General features: G+C 67.1%; 7 protein-coding genes. 2 read left to right on the forward strand and 5 right to left on the reverse strand.

Translation table 11 applies throughout. From position 1 onward, the window contains the following. The 5 genes from EOA28_RS22210 to EOA28_RS22230 form a co-directional block, all read right to left on the reverse strand. The coding region (locus EOA28_RS22210) for a molybdopterin cofactor-binding domain-containing protein (protein ID WP_148670802.1) at positions 1–1,061 on the reverse strand (1,061 nt) is incomplete at its 3' end. Positions 1,062–1,064: 3 nt separating this feature from the next. Next, positions 1,065–1,541, reverse strand: a complete 477-nt coding sequence (locus EOA28_RS22215; protein WP_042639662.1) for a (2Fe-2S)-binding protein — start codon at positions 1,539–1,541, stop codon at positions 1,065–1,067. Next, on the reverse strand, positions 1,541–2,401 hold the full coding sequence (locus EOA28_RS22220; RefSeq protein WP_127249929.1) for a xanthine dehydrogenase family protein subunit M: 861 nt from the start codon (positions 2,399–2,401) through the stop codon (positions 1,541–1,543). Before EOA28_RS22220 ends, EOA28_RS22215 begins: the two co-directional genes overlap by 1 nt. Positions 2,402–2,636: 235 nt before the next feature. Continuing rightward, on the reverse strand, positions 2,637–3,182 hold the full coding sequence (locus tag EOA28_RS22225; RefSeq protein WP_128315269.1) for a DUF1629 domain-containing protein: 546 nt from the start codon (positions 3,180–3,182) through the stop codon (positions 2,637–2,639). 105 nt (positions 3,183–3,287) lie between these two features. After that, complete coding sequence (locus EOA28_RS22230) at positions 3,288–4,319, reverse strand: aldehyde reductase (RefSeq protein ID WP_127249931.1); 1,032 nt, start codon at positions 4,317–4,319, stop codon at positions 3,288–3,290. Between the two features lie 128 nt (positions 4,320–4,447). Here EOA28_RS22230 and EOA28_RS22235 point away from each other — a divergent pair, with 128 nt between their 5' ends. Beyond that, positions 4,448–5,419 carry an AraC family transcriptional regulator gene (locus EOA28_RS22235; RefSeq protein WP_128315270.1) on the forward strand — a complete coding sequence of 324 codons (972 nt, stop codon included), beginning with the start codon at positions 4,448–4,450 and terminating at the stop codon, positions 5,417–5,419. Positions 5,420–5,523: 104 nt separating this feature from the next. Beyond that, positions 5,524–5,871, forward strand: a complete 348-nt coding sequence (locus EOA28_RS22240) for a VanZ family protein (protein ID WP_127249933.1) — start codon at positions 5,524–5,526, stop codon at positions 5,869–5,871. Positions 5,872–5,903 lie beyond the last annotated feature (32 nt).

Consider the following 5,903-nt stretch of genomic DNA (forward strand, 5'->3'; position numbering starts at 1 on the left):
GTCTTGACGTTCTCAAGCTTGTAGCAGGCGAAGGCTGTCATGGCGCCGATCTCGGCCCAGGAGCCGGCATAGGGGCCGGAACTGTAGCGCAGCGTCGCTTCCGCGGCGGTGATGGTGCCGTCCTTTTTGGCGCCGATCTTGACGTCGATCGAGGTGGCGCTGGTCGGGCCCGACGCGCGGAACACTTCGTCGCGCGTCATCACCAGCTTCACCGGGCGGCCGGCCTTGCGCGACAGCGCCAGCGCCACCGGTTCGGCCCAGACATGGGTCTTGCCGCCGAAGCCGCCGCCGATCTCCGACGAGGTGACGCGCAGCTTCGAGGCTTCGAGCCCCAGCAGCTGGGCGCAATGCTGGCGGTAGACGAAATGGCCCTGCGTGCAGACCCAAAGGTCCGCCGTGCCGTCGGCATTGACGCTCGCCACGCAGGCATGCGGCTCGATATAGCCCTGATGCGTCTGCTCGGTCTTGAAGGAGCGCTCGACGACGCAGTCGGCCTCGGCGAAGCCCTTGTGGACGTCGCCATGGCCGAACTGCGTGCGCTTGGTGACGTTGGAAGGCTTGGCCGGCTTTTCCTCGAGGCCTTCGGTATAAACCTGGTCGTTGATCAGCGGCGCGTGGTGGTGCGCGGCCTCGTCGACATCGGTGACATGCGGCAGCACCTCATACTCGACCTCGATCAGCTTCAGCGCCTGGCGGGCGATGCGGGCGTCGATCGCCGCCACCGCGGCCACCGCATGGCCGTCATAGAGCGCCTTCTTGCGCGCCATGCAATTGTCGAGGATGTCGTACATGGCGGCATCGCCGTCGGTGAGGTCCGGCAGGTCCTTCGCCGTGATCACCGCCTTCACGCCGGCGAGCTTTTCCGCCTTGGACGTGTCGATGCTCTTGATCACCGCATGCGCATGCGGGCTGCGCAGGATCCGGCCCACCAGCTGGCCGGCCATGTTGAAGTCGGCGCCGTAGCGGGCGCGGCCCGTCACCTTGTCGATGCCGTCGGGGCGGATCGGGCGCGTGCCGACGGAAGCGAACTGGCGTCCTGAAAAGCGCGGATCGAAATTCATGGATCAGGCTCCCTTCATCACGTTCGCTGCGTCCTGGACGGCGCGCACGATCTTGTCATAGCCGGTGCAGCGGCAAAGGTTGCCGGCGAGGCCGAAGCGGATTTCCTCCTCGGTGGGCGAGGGGTTCTTCTCCAACAGGTCCTTGGCAGCGATCAGGAAGCCGGGCGTGCAGACGCCGCATTGCAGCGCCGCATGCTCCAGGAACTTCTGCTGCAGCGGGTGCAGCTGGTCGCCATGCGCCATGCCTTCGATGGTCTCGACCTTGCGGCCTTCCGCTTCCGCGCCCAGCACCAGGCAGGAGCAGACGAGCCTGCCGTCGACGATGACGCTGCAGGCGCCGCAGTCGCCGGTGCCGCAGCCTTCCTTGGCGCCGGTCAGGCCGAGGCGATCGCGCAGCACTTCCAGCAGCGTCTCGTCGGGCTGGCAGAGATATTCGACGGCATCGCCGTTGATCGTGGTTGATACAGCTACACCGGCCATTATTTGCCTCCCGCACGCTTGTAGGCGATTGCCGCGACGCGCCTTGCCAGCACGCCCGCCACTTTCCGTCTGAATTCGATGGTGCCGCGCTTGTCGTCGATCGGCCGGCAGGCGCCGGAACAGATCTTCGCCAGCCGCTCCAGCGTCGCCTCGTCGAGCTTCGAGCCGACCAGCACCTGGCCCGCTTCCTCGACCAGAAGCACCGTGGGCGCCGCGGCGCCCAGCGCCACGCGCGCGGTCTTGATCGCGCCATGCTCGTCCAGCGTCAGGTTCACGCCGGCGCTCACCACCGCGATGTCCATCTCGGTGCGCGGAATGAAGCGCAGATAGGCATCGCCCGCCTGCTCAGGACGCTTGTCGAGCAGGATCGCCTCGATGATCTCGCCCTTGGCGAGCGACGTGCGGCCCGGTCCCGTCGGCACGGTCTCGACGGCAATGGTGCGCTTGCCCGAAGGCCCGGCGACGACGGCCTTGGCCCCGGCGGCCACCAGCGCCGGCACGCTGTCGGCGGCGGGCGATGCGTTGCACAGATTGCCGGTGATGGTGCAGCGGCCCTGCACCTGCTTGGAGCCGATCAGGTTCGCGGCCTCGACCACGCCCGGCCATGCCTTGCGCATAGCCTTGTTCTCGCCCAGCACCGCGCAGGGCACGGCGGCGCCGATGCGGAAGCCGTCAGCCGTTTCCGTGATGTCGGCCAGGCCGCCTATGCGCTTGATGTCGACGATCAGCTCGGGCTCGATGAAGCCGCCCTTCATCCTCACCAGCAAGTCGCTGCCTCCGGCCAGGATGGCGGCCGGTCCTACCGCCTTGGCGAGCTCGCCAACGGCATCTTCGATTGAAAGCGGACGTATGTAACGCATCGTCTCCCCTTGGAGGTCATAACCAGATCGCCCGTTATAAAGCGTCTGGTTATAATGGCCATCCCGTTCATGCATGTGCGGGTTGGGCCAGAGCCATGCTCCAGATGCGCCCAGAGGCAGGACCAGGGCCAGTTCCTTCTCCCCGTCTCTATACGGGGAGAAGGTGCCCGAAGGGCGGATGAGGGGCGGCGCCGGCGCTGGTCATTGCCCGTCTCCGCCACAAACCGCAAAACTGCTATTCGCCTGACGCGATTGCCGTTCCCGATGTCCATACCGGCTCGAACGACACATTGCGCAACCCGGCCTTGCGCACCCGCTCGACGAACACGTCATTGACGAAGACCGGAGAAGCCCGCATCGGCAGCTTGAACACTTCAGCGCTCCCGATCTTCTCCGCGTCGAAGGCGTGGCGCTCGATCGCCAATATGTCGCCGCCGTCGAACCGCACGATTTGCGATCGCGCCTCGTCCAGCGCGTCGATCACATGGGTGACGTTGAGCAGCCAGACCTCCTCGCCGCGCAGCGCCACAAGCTCGCCATAAGGCCGCAACGCCGCCGCCAGCGCCTCGACGGCCGGCTGGCGCAACAGCGGCGCATGCTCGCCGAGCCAGGGGAAATCAGAATAGAGCCGCTCGCCTTCCTCGGCGCGCCGCATCGCCGGCGGCTTCCAGCCCTTGAGCGATCGTCCGTGGAGGCCGAAGAATTCCTCGTAGGCGTCGTCATCGGCCGGCAGCATCCATTCCTGCCCCTCCGACACGGCGAACTGATGGATGATCGTCATCGCCCGATGGCTCCGCTGGTTTCGTTCGAGGATCGCGGTTCCAGGCGGTTCGCCGAAAACGCGCGGGGGCAACATGCACCGGCCCCGCGCGCCGTTCAAGGAAGCTCAGCCGCGCAGCAGGCCAAGCCGGATCAGGCTCTCGGCGCAGGATATGATCGCCTCCTCGCGCGAGCGGGGCGTCCAGCCCAGCAGGCGCTCGGCCTTCTTGGCCGTCGCGCTCATGTCGTAGTGGAGCAGCGGCACCACGCCCTTGAGCTGCGCGTTGGTTTCGGCGGCGATGCGCACCTGCTCGTCGGGCCACACCTGCGTCGATACTTTTTCGGCGGCCTTGCCCAGTCGCTGCCGCAGCAGTTCGGCGATCTCGACCATCCACATGCTCTCGCCCACGGTTGCGAGGAAGCGTTCGCCCTTGGCGGCCGGATCGGTCATGGCGCGCAGATGCAGGTCCGCCACGTCGCGCACATCGACGCAGCAGGAACTGACATTGAGGCATCCCGGCTGCCCCTCCAGCATGTTGGCGATTAGCCGGATCGAATGCGAATAGTCGGCGCCCAGCACCGGCCCATAGACGGCGACCGGATTGATCGCCGCCAGTTCCAGCCCGTTGCCTTCGCGCGCCACGAAATCCCAGGCGGCGCGCTCGGAAAGGGTCTTCGATTTCTGGTAGGGCGCGACATTGCCCGTCAGGTTGCTCCAGTCGGTTTCGTCGAAGGGCCGCCGGTGGTCCCGCTTGTGGCCGACGCCGATCGCGCCGAAGGCCGATGTCAGCACCACGCGCTTGACGCCGGCGTCGCGCGCGGCCCTGAGCACCCGAAGGTTGCCGTTGACGGCGGGCCCGATCCAATCCTCCTCGCTGGTCTGGTCGCCGGAAGGCGTCGGCGAGGCCCCATGCATCACATAGTCGCATCCGGTCGCCGCTTCCGCCCATCCGTGGTCGTCGGTGAGATCGGTGTTGGCGAAGGAGAGGCAGTTTCCCGCAACGACGCCGCCAACCTCGAGATGCGCGCGCACCTCCGCTTCCCGCCCTGGCGAGCGGATGGTCGTGCGCACGCGGTAGCCCGCCTTCAGCAGCGCCAGCATGCAATGTTGCGCGATGAAGCCGGTGCCGCCGGTCACCAGGACGAGTTTGTCGGTCATTTGATGCCTCTGGAGTCTGGAATGGAGCGCCGCATCCAATGGCGATGCGTCGGATGGGCGCTAGGTAGGACGGCGCTTCTGAACTGTGAATGCTTGAAAATCCGCATTCTCTGCGCGAGAGTACGGAAATGACCGTCGATCCCTTCTCCGATGTTCTCACGCTCACCAATGCCGAGGCGGTCGTCACGGGCGGCTTCACCGCCGGCGGTCCGTGGGCGATCAGCTTCCCCGGACGCGACAAGATCAAGTTCTTCGCCATGGTGAAGGGCAGCTGCTGGGTCACCCTCGAAGGCGAGCCAAAACCCTTCCGTTTCGAGACCGGCGATGTCGGGCTGTTGGCGGCGCGGAGCAGCTTCGTGCTCGCCAGCGACCCGAGCGTTCCACCGGTCGACGCGATGAGCCTGTTCACCGGCGCCGGCCGCACGCTGGCGACGCTCGGCGACGGCTCGGAATTCGCCCATATCGGCGGCCATGTCCTGCTCGATCCGGCGCGCGGCGGGCTGCTCGCCGATCTATTGCCGCCATGGATCCACACGCGCGCGGCGTCGCCCCAGGCGGCTATCTTCCGCTGGCTGCTCGATCGGCTGATCGAAGAAAGGGACGCCGGCCAGCCCGGCGCGCAGCTCGCCTCGGCGCAGCTGACGCAACTGCTTTTCATCGAGATCCTGCGCTCGCATCTCGACAGAGCGAGCCTGATGCCCGCCGGCTGGCTCAAGGCGCTGGCCGAGCCGCGCATCGCGCCGGCGCTGCGCCTGATGCATGGCGACCCGGCGCGCGCCTGGCATTTGGAGGAGCTGGCGAAAGCCTGCGCCATGTCGCGCACCTCATTCGCCGTCCATTTCAGGACGGTCGCCGGCATCGCGCCGCTGGCCTATCTGACCGAATGGCGCATGCGCCTTGCCGAGCGCGCCTTGCGCGAGGAGCGGACGCCCGTGGCCGTCGTCGCCCGCACGCTCGGCTACACCTCCGAAAGCGCCTTCTGCAACGCCTTCAAACGCGTCAACGGCAAGTCGCCGATGGCGTATCGGGCATCGCTGAACGGACGGAAGGATTTCAGCCAGCCATTGCCGGGCAAGGGCGCCGATGCCGTCCCGGCCTGACGGCATCGCCGGGAAGGCACGGGCGCCGCCGGCGTGGGCGGACCAACCCACGGCCGAGCGCCGGCAAATATTGTTATAACGGCCAGCGGCCTGTAAGAGCGGTCATGACCTCCATTTCCCGTCTCGCCGCGCTCGCCCTGCTGGCTCTCATCACCTTCGCGACGCTGTCGCCCATCGAGCTGCGGCCACGCTTGAGCGACCCCAACATCGAGCGCGCCTTGGCCTACGTCCTGCTGGGGCTGGCCCTGGCGCTCGGGTTCCCGTCCCGCGTGACGCAGACCGTGCTGTTCGTTTGCGCGGTGGCCGGCGTTCTCGAGGTCCTGCAACTGTTCGACCCAGGCCGGCACGCGCGGGTTCTCGATGGCCTGCTCAAGACGGCGGCGGGCGTCGTGGGGATTGTCCTGGGGCGCTTCGTCATCACGTGGGTAAGCCGCGCCGCCGAGCGGCGCTAGACCACTGTCTCGCGCCAGAGCGGTGTTGCGAC

It is taken from the genome of Mesorhizobium sp. M2A.F.Ca.ET.067.02.1.1, assembly GCF_004023285.1.
Lineage (GTDB): Bacteria > Pseudomonadota > Alphaproteobacteria > Rhizobiales > Rhizobiaceae > Mesorhizobium.